The following is a 13,239-nucleotide window of genomic DNA, read 5'->3' on the forward strand; positions in this document are numbered from 1 at the left end:
CGAATTTCAGTTATCCCAATTTCAGATTTTCAAAAATGGTTGCATGCCTATGGCAGGCGGCATTCCGGCCCGATCTTGCCGGTGAAGGGGGTCCATGTTTCCGTTTCCCCAAACAGAGGAACCCCCACGAACCCCCGGAGTTTCAGTGACCCCGAAGGCGCAATCCAGATCTTGGCGTGATAGACGTGGCCACTGTCGGGATCAAGGATATGGCCATTCCAGTGGCCGGCCTCCCCCTGATCGGGCGTAAAGCCCGTCAGCATCCGCAGGCCACATTCCGAATGTCCGTTATGGTCCTTGGGAACGTCCTTGGTATAGCTCAACCCGACAAGGTCGCCGCAGATTTCCGTGCCGCACTGCATGACGCGAAAGACGCCGTCATGATCCTTGGTTTCCCATTCCCCGATGATGGAGGGTGTCGCCGCCGGTGTGGCGTGTGCGGGCGAACGGGCACCACCCATGCCCACACCGGCAACAAGGGCCAGCAGCACCCGCGTGAGGATACCCGGCGTGCGATGAGGTCGGACCCGGCCCGTTTCCGGTCCCTGACCGATCCGTCCGGTCATTCCTGTCGTTCGGCGCATGGATACCCTCTCCTTGGTCGTGCGCTGCGTAACATGCGGTGGATACGAAGCGAGCGTAGTCTCAGTTCAGCTATCGGCGGGCCTGACCCAGGGGATGGTCAGCACCTCGACCCCTTCGTCATCCAGCATTTCGCGTTCATCTTCGGTGACGCTGCCGTATATTGCCGTGGCTTCCTTTTCACCACGATGCATTTTCAGGGCTTCTGCCGCAAACTGCTCCCCAGCATTCACGCAATGTCCTTCGATGACATCGCGCATTTTTTGCAACAGTGCCATCGCCGCATCGGGTAAAGCGACCGTATCGGGGAGCTGCGCCGGGGGCGCGTCAGGCGTGTCGGGCATGACGGGAGCGTCCCCGGTGCCACGGCGGATTGCGGGCGCCATCAGGGCGCGGGTGATGTCATGTCCTCCACAGTACGGACATGACAGCAATCCTTTTTCCGCCTGGCGTTCAAAGCTGGCGCTGTTGGGGAACCACCCCTCGAATTCATGCTCCCCTTCGCATCGCAGGCGGTAGAGAATCATGTGGCTGCCCCCTGTCCCACGCCCGTCCGTTCAGCCTACGCCAAGCAGCGCGTCGAGTTTGCCCCCACGCTCCAGCGCCATCATGTCATCACAGCCCCCGATGAATTTTCCATCCACGAAAAGCTGGGGCATCGTCATATGCCCGCCCGAACGGCTGATCGCCGTACTGCGGGCTTCGGTGCCGTGCAGGGCGGTAATTTCTTCGAACGTAACCCCTTTTGACTGCAGCAGCCTGACGGCGCGTACGCAATAAGGGCAACCGGGCTGGGTATAGATCTCGACTTTAGGCATGAGGAACTTTCATCTGCTGGATCAATGTCGTCTCTACGATAATTTCATCCCATAATGCCATGTCCGTGTGGCTGGTGGGTAATGAAACCGTATCCGTTACGGATATGATGCCGGGTGTCGCCGATCCGCAGTCACGCAGACACGCGTGGCGGACAGGACATCGACACGTGCGGCCCCATGATCGCGCAATGCCACGGTGCATGCCGCAAGCGTGCTGCCGGTGGTCATGACGTCATCGACAAGGATGACATGCCTTCCCCGCAGGGCCGCCATTCGGTGGGAACGTACCGTAATCGCGCCATGCAGGACCGCGCGGCGCTGTGGCAGGGCAAGATGGCCGAGTGGACGTGTATGGCATGTGCGCATCAGCGCATCGGGCCAGTGCGTCATGCCGCCCATCCGGGCGAGTTCCCCCGCCAGCAGCGCGGATTGGTTATAGCGACGGGCAAATAACCGTCGTCGGTGCAGGGGCACCGGGACCAGTATGGCGTCGCGGATCAGCAGGTCGCGTGCGGACAGATGCATGTAGCGTGCCAGAAAGGCCGCATTTTCCGTTCGATCACCATATTTGAGGCCAAGGACAAGACGGCGCGACCAGTCGTCATATACCAATGCCGCCCTTCCCGAGTCCCATGGAGGCGGGGCATCAAGGCAGTTCTGGCAGGTCAGGTCATCGCCGGCTGCGGCTTCGGATGTAAAGGGAGTGCCGCATTTGCGGCATGCCGGGGCGGAAATCAGGTTCAGATGTGTAAAACATGCCGCGCAGACATGGCCGGCCTGCTCCACCTCTTCCCCGCATGACAGGCAGTGCGGCGGCAGGAGCAGATCCAGAACCTGACCGGCGACCTTGTGCAGGTATGGCGAAAACAGGCGAAAAGATATCGACATCAGCATGGCGCATTCACGTGATGGTGTCCTTGGCAGATGGTAGCGGATGGCGCACATCACTGTCATGGAGACGCCGATAATTTTTGACCGTCATGCCGTGCGCCTGCACCGGGATCGTGCGCGCAACTCGTTGCAGCGGGTACAGCCCATCATACAGGCGGCCGCAGATCGGCTTTTGGACCGGCTTGATGATACGACGCACCGGTTTTCCCATGCGCTGGATATTGGGGGCCGTGGGGTAAGTGCCCCCATGTTGAGGGCGCGTGGAATCGAGGTCGTGGCCACGGATCTCTCCCCTGCCCTGTGCGCGCGTGAACCCGGTCCATGCGTCTGTATGGACGAGGAATGGCTTCCCTTCGGAGCGGGGACATTCGATCTCGTCATCGCCAACTTGTCGCTACATTGGGTTAATGACCTGCCTGGCACGCTGGTGCAGATACGCAATATCCTGCGTCCTGACGGACTGTTTCTGGCATGTATGCCGATCCTGCCCACACTGGCGGAATTGCGTCAGGCACTGATTGTGGCGGAACATGACCTGCTGGGTGGGGCGTCGGTGCGGATTTCACCGTTCCCGGGACTGCGCGATTGTGCGGCCCTGTTGCAGCGGGCTGGATTCGCATTGCCTGTCGCCGATTCGGATGTCATTGAACTGGCTTATCGCTCGCCGATGATGTTGCTGCGTGATCTGCGTGATGCAGGGGAAACCAATGCGTTGGTTGAACGGCATCGTGCCAGCCCGCCTGTCGCACTTTTCCCCGCAGCATTGGCCGGGTTGCCGCGTGATGAACAGGGAAATGTGGCCATGCCGCTTCATGTCGCGATCATGACGGGGTGGGCACCTGCCGTGACACAGCCGCGTGCATTGAAACCAGGGCAGTTTACGACATCGCTTGAAGATGCCCTTGGTGACGAAGACGGTAGCGCAGATGGTGGTGTGGATATGCCGACAGCAGGTTGAAATTACTTATTGGAAAACAAAAAGCGGGCATATGGCCTGCCATGTTATCGCAGGGGAAAGCTGGTGGGAATTCCTGTAATTCCGGGGGTTATCCGCCGGTAACACTCATATGGCGCGAAATGCGGGCAGGGTCGTCGGCGGCCCGGTCCAGCATGAAATCATGCCCCTTGGGCTTGCGTCCTATGGCTGACTGGACCAGGCGCAGGATACCGGCGTCATCCATTCCGGCACGCAGTGGCCCACGCAGGTCGCTTGCGCCTTCGTGGCCAAGGCATGAGTACAACTGTCCCGTGCATGACAGGCGCACCCGATTGCAGCTTTCGCAGAAATTATGGCTCATCGGGGTAATGAAGGCGATTTTCTGCCCTGTTTCGGCCACACGCATATAGCGCGCAGGCCCGCCAGTGCGATGGGTCAGGGGTTCCAGCGTCCATCGAAGGGCAAGGTCCGCCCGTACCCGGTCCAGCGGGATATAGCGATTTTGTCGGTCGTCCCCTGTCTCGCCCATGGGCATGGTCTCGATCAGGCAAAGGTCCGCGCCGATCTGGCCGCACCATGCGATCATATCGTCGAATTCGTCATCATTCAGGCCAGCCATGGCGACGGCATTGATACGGATTTTCAGGCCCGCTTCCTTTGCCGCCCGGACGCCGTCGAGCGTTTTGCGCAGGTTTCCCCGTCGGGTGATGGTCGCAAAGCGCGTGGGGTCAAGGGAATCTATGCTGATATTCACGCGTCTTACCCCTGCCGCATGAAGGGGAATTGCGAATTCACCCAGGCGGGAACCATTGGTCGTGAGTGTCAGTTCGTCCAGGCGGGGTTCATCCACAGGGCGACGCAGCCATTCCCCCATGGCGGAAAAGAATGACATGACATCGCGCCGGACAAGTGGTTCGCCGCCCGTGACACGGATGCGCCGCACCCCATTATGAATGAACGCGGCACAGATCCGTTCAAGTTCTTCATAAGACAGGATTTCGGGTTTGGGGAGGAACGTCATGTCCTCGGCCATGCAATACAGGCATCGCATGTCGCAGCGATCCGTGACCGATACACGCAGATACGTCACCGCCCGGCCAAAGGAATCAAGGAATGGGCGCGTCATCAGGCGTTCCAATCAGTCCACCACCGTCAACTGTATGACCATTGCATCGATGGCAACCTTCCCCGCATGGGGGAACATTACCACAACCCGTCGTCCCGTGGCGGATTGCACCTGTCCCATTCCCCATTCGGGATGTTCTGGATGGGCCACATGCTGGCCAGGGATCAAAAATGAGTGAAAGGGCAGTGATGCCGTCATGAAGCCATAAACCCGGGAGTAATGCCTAATATCATATAGGACTGATTTGGGCCTTTTAAACCTGTTGGCGTCAGGTTCAATGAAAAACGGCCCGCGATCATCCCGGGGCACCCACGTATGGTCAGTGAAGGAATGGTTTGGAAATAATCTCCTGTTTCAAAACCCACCGTCTGTGACTGCAAACAGATATATACAAAAAATATTTTGTTTTCAGTACATTAAATGACTTTTCACCCATTGCACCCATGATGGGGATCATGGGCGGAAAAGTCGGGCGCTTTGATCCCTGACTGCTGCAGTTGCGTTGTCAATTCGGCCTTTAATCGTGCCAGTCCTGCTTCGGTCATGCTTTCTGCCCGTGCCACCAGCATGGCCTGTGTGTTGGAGGCACGCAGCAGCCACCATCCATCAGGAGTGCTGACACGGACCCCGTCAATCAGAGAGACCGTCGCCCCTGCTGCGCGCAGACGCTCGGCCACATTTTGGATGACAGCGAATTTGCGTGTGTCAGAACATGCAAAGCGCAATTCGGGTGTATTGATCATAACCGGCAGTGCCTGCCATATATCCGACAGTGGGCCTGGCAGACGCGCGACGATACCCAACAGCCGGACGGCCGCATATAGCGCATCGTCAAAACCGTACCATTTATCGGCAAAGAAGATGTGCCCTGACATTTCCCCCGCCAGAAGGGCGCCGGTTTCCGCCATCTTGGATTTTATCAGGGAGTGACCAGCCCCCCACATCACTGGATTGCCCCCTGCCCCTTTCACCGCGTCAAACAGAACCTGACTTGCCTTGACGTCCGCAATGACTGTTGCGCCCGCATGATGACATAGTATGTCACGCGCCAGTATGACCAGAAGCTGGTCCGCCCATATGATGCGTCCGGTATTGTCAACAACCCCGATACGATCAGCATCTCCATCAAAGGCAATGCCGATATCGGCATGCTCTGCCCGCACGGTGCCGATCAGGTGTTCAAGGTTTTCCGGGATGGTTGGGTCAGGATGATGAACGGGAAAATGCCCGTCAATTTCGCCGTTCAGGATGGTATGCCGCCCTGGCAATCCCTGGACGAGGCGGGCCAGCACCCTGCCTGCCGCACTGTGCCCATTATCCCACACCACATGCAGCGCGCGTACCCCGCCATCCCAATCATCAAGCAGACGTTGGACATACGCATCGGTCAGGTCCATGTCACGGACGTTTCCGGTCGTTTCAGGCACCATATCGCCGGTGGCGCAGAGATTGCCAAGATCGCGGATCTGCCTGCCAAAGAATGGCCTGCTATCCAGCATCATCTTGAAACCATTATGGTCCGGCGGATTATGGCTGCCTGTCACCATAACCGCGCCATCGGCCCCAAGTGTCACCGATGCGAAATAAAGAAGCGGTGTGGGGCCGCATCCCACACGGGTTACAGCCATGCCGGACGCCATGGCCCCCCTCACCAGCGCGGATTCAAGTGCTGGTGAGGAAAGGCGCCCGTCATAACCGATCACAACATTCGTACCGCCCCTGCGGGCGATTATGCTGCCAAAGGCACGACCGATGGCATAGGCATCCTGTGCCGTCAGGGTCTTCCCGACAATCCCGCGGATATCATATTCACGCAGGCTTGTCGGGTCGAAGCGATGGCGAAAGGACACCGGCCTTATTTTGCCTGATAGGTCTTGAGGAACTCACGCACCTCACCCGCCAGGTCTTCACGCTCCAGCGAGAAGGCGATCTGCGCTTCGAGGAAGCCGATCTTGTTGCCACAGTCAAAGCGGCGCCCTTCGTAACGGAAGCCATGGAACGGCACGTGGCCGATCATCTTGGCCATCGCATCGGTCAACTGCACTTCACCGCCGGCGCCCTTTTCAAGCTTGGCAAGATGCGGCAGCACGTCGGCCGTCAGGATATAGCGGCCGATCACCGACAGGTTGGACGGTGCATCTTCGGGCTTGGGCTTCTCGACCAGGCCCTTGACCTCAACAAGCTTGCCATCGTCCTTACCGACATCAAGCACACCGTACTGATCGGTCTTTTCACGCGGAACCTCAGTCACCGCCAGAACGTTGCCACCAGTGCGGTTATAGACCTCGACCATCTGCTTCAGGCAGGAGGTCTTGCTCTGCACAACGTCATCGGGCAGCAGGATGGCAAAGGGGTCGTTGCCGATGAAACTGCGGGCGCACCAGATGGCATGGCCCAGGCCAAGCGGTTCCTGCTGGCGGACGGAAATCATCGAACCCGGCGTGACGCGGGTCGGTTCGAGAGCCTTCAGCGCCGATGTTTTCTTGCGTGCCGTCAGCGTGGCTTCGAGTTCAAATGCAATGTCAAAATAATCAATCAGCGAATCCTTGCCACGGCTGGACACCAGGCAGAATTCCTCGATCCCGGCTTCGCGGGCTTCGTCAATCGCGTACTGGATCAGCGGCCTGTCAACAACCGGCAGCATCTCCTTGGGAACCGATTTCGTTGCGGGCAAGAAACGGGTTCCCATTCCTGCAACAGGAAGGACAGCTTTTTTCAGGGGCTTGATCACAAAATTCACCTTATTTTACAAATAACCTCGGACTTCCCTTTTCCTGCCCTCCTGAATTCCAGGACAATCGGCAATATCTGGACCACGGGAACGTCGCGTCGACTGCATCTTTAGGGCGCAGTGTCGCGCAACAACATGACCTAAATCAACTATTTTAGTCTGGAATGCATCCACAGGGGGAACTGACATGCTTTGTCATGCATTCAGCACGGTTTTCCGGATCTGACCGGACCTGATATGCCATAATTGCTATGCTGGCATGATGTGCCGACATGTTGATCGGCTGGTCCGAAGGACAGGCGTTATAAAGATGTATGATTGTGCCGATTTTGTGGCGATGCCGTCCGTAATTGCCATTCAAATGGTACGATCCAACAGGTGGTGGATAAACCACCACCGCCCTGTCGAAAACCGTTCGGTATGTCTGGAACAATGTATGGTGCGGCCAAGAAGACTCGAACTTCCACGGGGTTTCCCCCACAAGCACCTCAAGCTTGCGCGTCTACCATTCCGCCATGGCCGCATACATTATCTTCGGTATCGGGTAAGCGATAGCGAAGCAATGCAGGCCGTATAACCGATGGAAGACGAACGGGCAATGACTGAAAACAAGATTTTATGGGAAAAGGCATCCATACAGGTTCCCTACCCCGATGCTCTGGCCCGGATGGAGCACGACGCCCGTGCAATCCGGGCCGGGGAGATGGGGGAACGGGTCTGGCTGTTGGAACATCCCCCCACCTATACGGCGGGGACGTCGGCCCGGGCGGAGGATCTGTTCAATCCGGCGGGATATCCCACATGGCCTGCGGGACGTGGCGGGCAGTGGACCTATCACGGGCCGGGGCAGCGTGTGTGCTATGTCATGCTGGACCTGACGCAGCCGCACGGCCCGGTGCCTGCGCGCGATGTCCGTGCCTATGTCCACGCGCTGGAGGAATGGCTGATTCGGACCCTGTACCGTTTTGGCGTGACCGGTGAACGGCGCGAGGGGCGTGTAGGTGTCTGGGTGGTGGACCCGAACAGTGGGCAGGAGGAGAAAATCGCGGCCATCGGGGTGCGAGTCTCGCGCTGGGTCAGTTGGCACGGAGTCGCGATCAATGTTGATCCCGTCCTGTCGGACTTCGAAGGGATCGTCCCATGCGGAATCCGCGAATATGGTGTGACCAGTCTGCGTCGACTGGGTCTGGACATCACCATGGACGAGCTGGATCGCGCGCTGTGTGAAGGCTGGGAGGAGTGTTTCGGGAGCGTGCCGGTGGAGGGAGAGTGCCTCCAGGTATAAATGGGCAGCCTGTCCCGCCTGCCCCATCTTTCGCATTTTCATGCGTTACCAAAGGGGGGGGCAGGACGCCTTTTGCAGGCGGGGGCTTGTTTCCCTTACTTCGAGGTGTTGAGGGAAAACAGATCGTCAGGCCATGCAGGACCTGTATGTGCGCCATCAAGGTCAAGGCGGATATGCTGGCGTTCGACATCCGTCATTTCGATGGCGATCAGGCTCAGTTTACCCGCGATATCCGAAAAACCGAGTGTCAGCAGCCCCTGGGATGGGCTGTCGGAACGCGCCATGGATATCTGGAGGCTGTTGGTACCGTGCTGGACGGCGGTGACGACAATCGCCCCGTCAAGATGTACGGGCTGTTGCAGCAGCAGGCCAAGGGGCTGGTGGCCAAGCGACATGCGTGTCACGGAATCGCGGCGCGGGTCGATGAACACCAGATGTCCGTTCGCCGCCGTCAGCTTCATCGCGGCAGGTGTGGTGTAATCCAGGCGCAGCCTGCCCGGATCATAATACAGCTTGCCATCGCCCTTGCCCCCGTCGGGCCATGTCTGGACAAAATGCGCGCCAAGTCCGTGCGTGTCGTTAAGGTAATGCTCGACACGCGTGATCTCGTCCTTCTGGCTTAGGGTCGCGCTGTCCGGTACGGCCTGGCATGCGCCCAGCAGCATCAGCAGGCCGCCAGCCATCAGGCGGCGCACATGGAATGGGAATGCAGGTTTCATTGCGTCACCATCCGTTCATGTTCCGCCGGTGTGCGCAATGTCAGGGACAATGCATGCATCCCCCCTGCGAATTCCGCGGCAAGCAGGTCATGAACAAGGCGCGACCGCTGCACCCGGCCCATATTGGCGAAGGCATCGCTGATGACCAGGACATTATAATGACTTTCCCCGGCCTGCACGCCATTGTCACGCATCCCTACATGGTGGGCATGGCGCGCGCTGTCATCGTGGACATGCAGTTCCACCGGGGTCAGGCGTTCACGAAGGCATGTCTCGATTCGGGCGGCACGTCCCGCAGTGCGGTCTGTCATTGTCTGCTTCCTCTGCTCCATAGGCCAACACATCGCACATCTTCGCTCTTGCACGAAGCATGAACGGACGCACATAACGACAATGATGAAGAGAAGGAACACACGTCCCAGGGCCTTTGACCCCGACCCGGATGCGCCGGAGCGTTGCTGCGACATGGCCGGATGCACCGAGGCTGCTGGCTATCGCGCGCCACGTTCGCGCGATGCGCTGAACCAGTATTTCTGGTTCTGTCTGGAACATGTGCGCGAATACAATGCGCGCTGGGATTATTACAAGGGCATGTCCCCCGGCCAGATCGAGGCGCATATCCGTGCTGACGTTTCGTGGAACAGGCCATCATGGCGGTTGGGGCAGGCCAATGGTGCACGCACCTTTGACGAGGAAGAAATCCTTGATCCGCTGGACCTGCTGAAGGGCGGTTCGCGCGCCCGTGCCCGCCGCGCGCAGGAACGTGATCCGCGCCATACCGCCCCGGATGCGCTGAAATATCCGCTTAGCGTGCTTGATCTTGGCTGGCCCCTGTCCATGGAGGAACTCAAGACACGTTACAAGGCGCTCGCCCGACAGCATCATCCCGACGCAAATGGTGGGGATCGCGCGGCGGAAGAGCGGCTGAAGGGAATCAATGTTGCCTATACGGCGATACGTGCCCATCTTGTTGCGATGCCGGACAGTGATCTCGCCCGTTCGGCCTAGGTTTTAAGTGATGGCTGATCGCCCGTCCCCTTCCTATACTGCCACGCATGACTTTACCTGTTGTGCCGGATCGCGGCGTATGATGGCGGGGGCACCAGAATATGACGGACACAATATCAATGAATGCACTCGAAGAGCTCACGCCCGGAAATGTCAACGCGCAGGGTGACCCCCTGCCCCCCATTTCCGCCATTTCCGTGCCCGACCGCAAAGTGTCGGCGCGAGAGGTTTTCGGTATCGACAGCGATATGGAAGTGCCCGCATTTTCACTACGCACCGACCATGTGCCCCAGATCGACCCGACCTATCAGTTCGACCATGACACCACGCTGGCCATCCTTGCGGGGTTTGCGTACAACCGCCGCGTGATGGTCCAGGGCTATCACGGTACGGGCAAATCCTCGCATATCGAGCAGGTGGCCGCGCGCCTGAACTGGCCAAGCGTGCGCATTAACCTCGACAGCCATATTTCGCGTATCGACCTGATCGGCAAGGATGCGATCGTCCTGAAGGACGGCAAGCAGATTACCGAATTCCGCGAAGGACTGCTGCCATGGGGGCTTCAGCATCCCTGCGCGCTGGTTTTTGATGAATATGATGCAGGACGCCCGGATGTCATGTTCGTTATCCAGCGCGTGCTGGAGGTCGAAGGCCACCTGACGCTGCTGGACCAGAACCGTGTTATCCGCCCCAATCCGGCCTTTCGCCTGTTTGCCACGGCCAATACGGTTGGCCTTGGCGATACGACGGGCCTGTATCATGGCACGCAGCAGATCAACCAGGGACAGATGGATCGCTGGAACATTGTCACGACGCTGAATTACCTGCCCCATGCGCAGGAAAGCACAATCGTCATGGCAAAGATGGGGATCGACCCGAAGAAAGATCCGCAGGACGCCAAACGGATTGAAACGATGGTTGCCCTGGCGGACCTGACGCGTTCGGGGTTCATCGCGGGGGATATCTCCACCGTCATGTCGCCGCGCACGGTTATCAGTTGGGCCGAGAATTATCGTATTTTCAATGATCTGGCATTCGCGTTCCGTGTGACGTTCCTGAACAAGTGCGACGAGGCGGAACGACCGACCGTGGCCGAATATTACCAGCGTTGTTTCAATGCCGACCCCATGCCGCCCCACGGGCGGTAAGGCGGCTTGAAACGATCATAGAGCAGGCAGGCATACGGCATGCGTGAAAAGACCCCATCCCCTCGCCCGGATGAACGCCCGGCCCAGCGGACCGCGCGCGCCGAGCGTTTCAAGCGCGCGACGGTCGGGGCCGTTCGTGCCGTGGGCGGTAATGCCGCGACGGAGGTGATGTTCCTGAACGGCCCTGTCGCCCCTGGCGTATCGGTGGTTGGTGCCCAGGTGCGCCTGCCGCAGCCGGCGGTGGGTATGTCCGATGCCGATATGACGCGCCTGCGTGGGGCGGCAGACGCGGCGGCATTGCGTGTGCGCCATCATAACGCGGCCGTCCATGCCGCAGCACAGCCAGATGCGGGCGAGGCGCGGGAAATCTATGACGCGCTGGAACAGGCGCGTGTTGAAAGTGTCGGCGCCCGATACATGTCCGGCATGGCGGCCAACCTGCAGGCCCGTCTGGCGCAGGAATGTGCGGAGGCCGGGTTTGATGATGCCGGTGGCGGGCGCGCGATGCCGTCTGCGATGGCGTTCGGCCTGCTGGCGCGGGCGCGTATGACGGGCCAGCCTGTGCCCGCATCCATGCAAATGACCATGCAGCGCTGGCAGGATGAACTGCCCGCGGCGGTGTTGCAGGCGCTTGATGCAATGGTCGCCCGGCAGGACAGTCAGGTCGATTTTGCCCGTGCCGCCCGGCAATTGCTGGTGGCATGCGACCTGATCGAACAGGAAATCGACCCGCAGGCGGAAGATGAGGACGGAAGCGCCACTGCCCAGTCAGATGAAAGCGATGCCTCTGACGCACCGGAGGAGCCGAACCCGCAGGAGCAGGACAGTCCGGCGGAAGAAGAAGCACCCGGGCTTCAGATGCAGATGTCGCAGGGCACCGGCATGGGAGAGGACGAGCAGGATAACGGCGAGCAGAACGGCGCCGCGTCCGGTTCGGAGGAAGCCGGCGGCCCTTCTGATGAAGGGGACGAACCGGATCAGGACAGGATTCCGGGCTATCATGCCTATACCACTGCCTATGACGAGGAAGTCGGGGCGGAAGATCTCTGTGATGCGGAAGAGCTGTTCCGTCTGCGCCAGACCCTTGATCAGCAGTTGTTGAGCATGCAGGGCGTGGTTTCGAAGCTGGCGAACCGCCTGCAACGCCGCCTGATGGCGCAGCAGACACGGGCGTGGGAATTTGACCTTGAGGAAGGTATCCTCGATGCAGGTCGCCTGTCGCGTGTTGTGGTCAATCCCATGCTTTCTCTGTCGTACAAGCATGAACGCGATACAGATTTCCGCGATACTGTCGTAACCCTGCTGATTGATAATTCAGGGTCGATGCGTGGCCGCCCCATTTCAGTTGCGGCGATGTGTGGTGACATCCTGGCCCGCACGCTTGAGCGGTGCGCGGTCAAGGTGGAGGTTCTTGGCTTTACCACCCGTGCGTGGAAAGGTGGCCGCAGTCGCGAACAGTGGGTGACAGACGGAAAACCCACGAATCCGGGACGGCTGAATGACCTGCGGCATATAGTGTACAAGGCTGCGGACATGCCGTGGCGGCGCGCGCGCAGGAATCTTGGCCTGATGTTGCGCGAAGGGCTGCTGAAGGAAAATATCGACGGCGAAGCACTGCTATGGGCACAGCGTCGGTTACGTGCCCGTGCTGAAAGCCGCAAGATCCTGATGGTAATTTCCGATGGTGCGCCGGTGGATGACAGCACCCTGTCGGTTAACCCGGGTTCCTATCTGGAGACGCACTTGCGCGAAGTCATCGCGCAGATCGAGACACGCAGCGCCATCGAACTGCTTGCCATTGGTATCGGGCATGACGTGACACGGTACTATCGCCGTGCCGTCACCATTACCGATGCCGAAGAACTCGGAGGCACGATGATGCAGAAACTTTCCGAACTCTTTACCGAGGAAAAGGCACGGGGACGGCGCTGACGCCATCTCCTGTCGTGTCATTTTTTGAAAACAGTGCGTCAACGGGTTCCGTCATTCTGACA

15 protein-coding genes and 1 tRNA gene are annotated in these 13,239 nt (G+C 59.2%); 5 read left to right on the forward strand and 11 right to left on the reverse strand.

The features are described 5' to 3' along the window. Positions 1 to 47: 47 nt before the first annotated feature. From FYB92_RS08960 to FYB92_RS08975, 4 genes are all read right to left on the reverse strand, one after another. Positions 48 to 584 carry a DUF2147 domain-containing protein gene (locus FYB92_RS08960; RefSeq protein WP_247066688.1) on the reverse strand — a complete coding sequence of 179 codons (537 nt, stop codon included), beginning with the start codon at positions 582 to 584 and terminating at the stop codon, positions 48 to 50. Positions 585 to 650: 66 nt separating this feature from the next. Beyond that, a complete protein-coding gene (locus tag FYB92_RS08965; RefSeq protein ID WP_075631729.1) occupies positions 651 to 1,109 on the reverse strand; it encodes a DUF1178 family protein in 459 nt (152 codons plus the stop codon). Positions 1,110 to 1,139: 30 nt separating this feature from the next. Beyond that, positions 1,140 to 1,400 carry a glutaredoxin 3 gene (gene grxC / locus FYB92_RS08970; protein ID WP_003620082.1) on the reverse strand — a complete coding sequence of 87 codons (261 nt, stop codon included), beginning with the start codon at positions 1,398 to 1,400 and terminating at the stop codon, positions 1,140 to 1,142. Positions 1,401 to 1,496: 96 nt separating this feature from the next. After that, the gene (locus FYB92_RS08975; RefSeq protein WP_239021073.1) at positions 1,497 to 2,354 is read right to left on the reverse strand and encodes a ComF family protein; all 858 of its coding nucleotides are present in this window, start codon (positions 2,352 to 2,354) and stop codon (positions 1,497 to 1,499) included. On the opposite strand from FYB92_RS08975, the gene FYB92_RS08980 reads away from it, so the two are divergent. Beyond that, positions 2,353 to 3,249, forward strand: a complete 897-nt coding sequence (locus tag FYB92_RS08980) for a methyltransferase domain-containing protein (RefSeq protein WP_062808877.1) — start codon at positions 2,353 to 2,355, stop codon at positions 3,247 to 3,249. The genes FYB92_RS08975 and FYB92_RS08980 overlap by 2 nt on opposite strands. Positions 3,250 to 3,337: 88 nt before the next feature. On the opposite strand, the gene moaA is transcribed toward FYB92_RS08980, so the two are convergent. The 5 genes from moaA to FYB92_RS09005 form a co-directional block, all read right to left on the reverse strand. Next, the gene (gene moaA, locus FYB92_RS08985) at positions 3,338 to 4,354 is read right to left on the reverse strand and encodes a GTP 3',8-cyclase MoaA (RefSeq protein ID WP_075631753.1); all 1,017 of its coding nucleotides are present in this window, start codon (positions 4,352 to 4,354) and stop codon (positions 3,338 to 3,340) included. A 12-nt stretch (positions 4,355 to 4,366) separates the two neighbouring features. Then, complete coding sequence (locus tag FYB92_RS08990; protein WP_040511959.1) at positions 4,367 to 4,552, reverse strand: DUF3553 domain-containing protein; 186 nt, start codon at positions 4,550 to 4,552, stop codon at positions 4,367 to 4,369. Positions 4,553 to 4,782: 230 nt separating this feature from the next. Further along, positions 4,783 to 6,204 (reverse strand): phosphoglucomutase/phosphomannomutase PgmG, encoded by a 1,422-nt coding sequence (gene pgmG / locus FYB92_RS08995; protein ID WP_247066689.1) that lies wholly within the window; start codon positions 6,202 to 6,204, stop codon positions 4,783 to 4,785. A 5-nt stretch (positions 6,205 to 6,209) separates the two neighbouring features. Continuing rightward, positions 6,210 to 7,085 (reverse strand): UTP--glucose-1-phosphate uridylyltransferase GalU, encoded by an 876-nt coding sequence (gene galU, locus FYB92_RS09000; protein ID WP_040511958.1) that lies wholly within the window; start codon positions 7,083 to 7,085, stop codon positions 6,210 to 6,212. 437 nt (positions 7,086 to 7,522) lie between these two features. Next, positions 7,523 to 7,608: transfer RNA gene (locus FYB92_RS09005), tRNA-Leu, on the reverse strand. Positions 7,609 to 7,665: 57 nt separating this feature from the next. Here FYB92_RS09005 and lipB point away from each other — a divergent pair. After that, a complete protein-coding gene (gene lipB, locus FYB92_RS09010; RefSeq protein ID WP_075596160.1) occupies positions 7,666 to 8,370 on the forward strand; it encodes a lipoyl(octanoyl) transferase LipB in 705 nt (234 codons plus the stop codon). Between the two features lie 95 nt (positions 8,371 to 8,465). On the opposite strand, the gene FYB92_RS09015 is transcribed toward lipB, so the two are convergent. Together FYB92_RS09015 and FYB92_RS09020 are read right to left on the reverse strand one after the other, a co-directional pair. Next, positions 8,466 to 9,089, reverse strand: coding sequence for an outer membrane lipoprotein carrier protein LolA (locus tag FYB92_RS09015; RefSeq protein WP_003620065.1), 624 nt, complete (start codon positions 9,087 to 9,089; stop codon positions 8,466 to 8,468). After that, entirely contained in the window at positions 9,086 to 9,400 is a 315-nt protein-coding gene (locus FYB92_RS09020; RefSeq protein ID WP_281649407.1) for a BolA family transcriptional regulator, read from the reverse strand. The genes FYB92_RS09015 and FYB92_RS09020 overlap by 4 nt, the downstream gene beginning before the upstream one ends. Before the next feature lie 82 nt (positions 9,401 to 9,482). Here FYB92_RS09020 and FYB92_RS09025 point away from each other — a divergent pair, with 82 nt between their 5' ends. The 3 genes from FYB92_RS09025 to cobT all read left to right on the forward strand — a co-directional run bounded on the left by FYB92_RS09025 (position 9,483) and on the right by cobT (position 13,177). After that, the gene (locus FYB92_RS09025; protein ID WP_003620061.1) at positions 9,483 to 10,097 is read left to right on the forward strand and encodes a J domain-containing protein; all 615 of its coding nucleotides are present in this window, start codon (positions 9,483 to 9,485) and stop codon (positions 10,095 to 10,097) included. A gap of 119 nt (positions 10,098 to 10,216) precedes the next feature. Then, positions 10,217 to 11,245 (forward strand): cobaltochelatase subunit CobS, encoded by a 1,029-nt coding sequence (gene cobS, locus FYB92_RS09030; RefSeq protein WP_003620059.1) that lies wholly within the window; start codon positions 10,217 to 10,219, stop codon positions 11,243 to 11,245. Positions 11,246 to 11,284: 39 nt separating this feature from the next. Then, a complete protein-coding gene (cobT, locus tag FYB92_RS09035; RefSeq protein WP_332828499.1) occupies positions 11,285 to 13,177 on the forward strand; it encodes a cobaltochelatase subunit CobT in 1,893 nt (630 codons plus the stop codon). Positions 13,178 to 13,239 lie beyond the last annotated feature (62 nt).

The sequence above is a fragment of the Novacetimonas sp. GS1 genome (assembly GCF_036686925.1).
In the GTDB taxonomy this organism is placed as follows: Bacteria; Pseudomonadota; Alphaproteobacteria; order Acetobacterales; family Acetobacteraceae; genus Novacetimonas; species Novacetimonas hansenii.

What these genes read in the sequence shown, in the direction of transcription:
- FYB92_RS08960 (WP_247066688.1), bottom strand. Translation starts at nt 584, where the DNA reads ATGCGCCGAACGACAGGAATGACCGGACGGATCGGTCAGGGACCGGAA.
- FYB92_RS08965 (WP_075631729.1), bottom strand. Translation starts at nt 1,109, where the DNA reads ATGATTCTCTACCGCCTGCGATGCGAAGGGGAGCATGAATTCGAGGGG.
- grxC (WP_003620082.1), bottom strand. Translation starts at nt 1,400, where the DNA reads ATGCCTAAAGTCGAGATCTATACCCAGCCCGGTTGCCCTTATTGCGTA.
- FYB92_RS08980 (WP_062808877.1), top strand. Translation starts at nt 2,353, where the DNA reads ATGGAGACGCCGATAATTTTTGACCGTCATGCCGTGCGCCTGCACCGG.
- FYB92_RS08975 (WP_239021073.1), bottom strand. Translation starts at nt 2,354, where the DNA reads ATGACAGTGATGTGCGCCATCCGCTACCATCTGCCAAGGACACCATCA.
- moaA (WP_075631753.1), bottom strand. Translation starts at nt 4,354, where the DNA reads ATGACGCGCCCATTCCTTGATTCCTTTGGCCGGGCGGTGACGTATCTG.
- FYB92_RS08990 (WP_040511959.1), bottom strand. Translation starts at nt 4,552, where the DNA reads ATGACGGCATCACTGCCCTTTCACTCATTTTTGATCCCTGGCCAGCAT.
- lipB (WP_075596160.1), top strand. Translation starts at nt 7,666, where the DNA reads ATGGAAGACGAACGGGCAATGACTGAAAACAAGATTTTATGGGAAAAG.
- FYB92_RS09015 (WP_003620065.1), bottom strand. Translation starts at nt 9,089, where the DNA reads ATGAAACCTGCATTCCCATTCCATGTGCGCCGCCTGATGGCTGGCGGC.
- FYB92_RS09020 (WP_281649407.1), bottom strand. Translation starts at nt 9,400, where the DNA reads ATGACAGACCGCACTGCGGGACGTGCCGCCCGAATCGAGACATGCCTT.
- FYB92_RS09025 (WP_003620061.1), top strand. Translation starts at nt 9,483, where the DNA reads ATGATGAAGAGAAGGAACACACGTCCCAGGGCCTTTGACCCCGACCCG.
- cobS (WP_003620059.1), top strand. Translation starts at nt 10,217, where the DNA reads ATGAATGCACTCGAAGAGCTCACGCCCGGAAATGTCAACGCGCAGGGT.
- cobT (WP_332828499.1), top strand. Translation starts at nt 11,285, where the DNA reads ATGCGTGAAAAGACCCCATCCCCTCGCCCGGATGAACGCCCGGCCCAG.